Annotated in this window: 1 protein-coding gene; it reads left to right on the top strand. The window is 63.8% G+C overall.

The genetic code is table 11. The features are described from left to right. Positions 1-788 (top strand): elongation factor Tu (locus MMB74_RS27300; protein WP_277431709.1); only part of this gene is annotated, 788 nt, incomplete at both ends.

The following is a 788-nucleotide window of genomic DNA, read 5'->3' as shown; positions in this document are numbered from 1 at the left end:
CGGACCAAGCCGCACGTGAACGTCGGCACGATCGGTCACGTGGATCATGGCAAGACGACGCTGACGGCGGCGATCACGACGGTGCTGACGGCGAAGTTCGGCGGCGAGGCGAAGGCGTACGACCAGATCGACGCGGCGCCGGAAGAAAAGGCGCGCGGTATCACGATCAACACGGCGCACGTGGAATACGAGACGGCGAACCGTCACTACGCGCACGTCGACTGTCCGGGCCACGCCGACTACGTGAAGAACATGATCACGGGCGCGGCACAGATGGACGGCGCGATCCTGGTGTGCTCGGCCGCTGACGGTCCGATGCCGCAAACGCGCGAGCACATCCTGCTGGCGCGTCAGGTGGGCGTGCCGTACATCATCGTGTTCCTGAACAAGTGCGACATGGTGGACGACGCCGAGCTGCTCGAGCTGGTGGAAATGGAAGTGCGCGAGCTGCTCTCGAAGTACGACTTCCCGGGCGACGACACGCCGATCATCAAGGGTTCGGCCAAGTTGGCGCTGGAAGGCGACAAGGGCGAACTCGGTGAAGTGGCGATCATGAACCTGGCCGATGCACTCGATACGTACATCCCGACGCCGGAGCGCGCGGTGGACGGTGCGTTCCTGATGCCGGTGGAAGACGTGTTCTCGATCTCGGGCCGCGGCACGGTGGTAACGGGCCGGGTCGAGCGTGGCGTGATCAAGGTTGGCGAGGAAATCGAAATCGTCGGTATCAAGCCGACGGTGAAGACGACCTGCACGGGCGTGGAAATGTTCCGCAAGCTGCTGGACCA

Source organism: Trinickia sp. Y13 (assembly GCF_029522115.1).
Classification (GTDB): Bacteria; Pseudomonadota; Gammaproteobacteria; order Burkholderiales; family Burkholderiaceae; genus Trinickia.
This window is presented reverse-complemented; position numbering and strand designations above follow the sequence as displayed.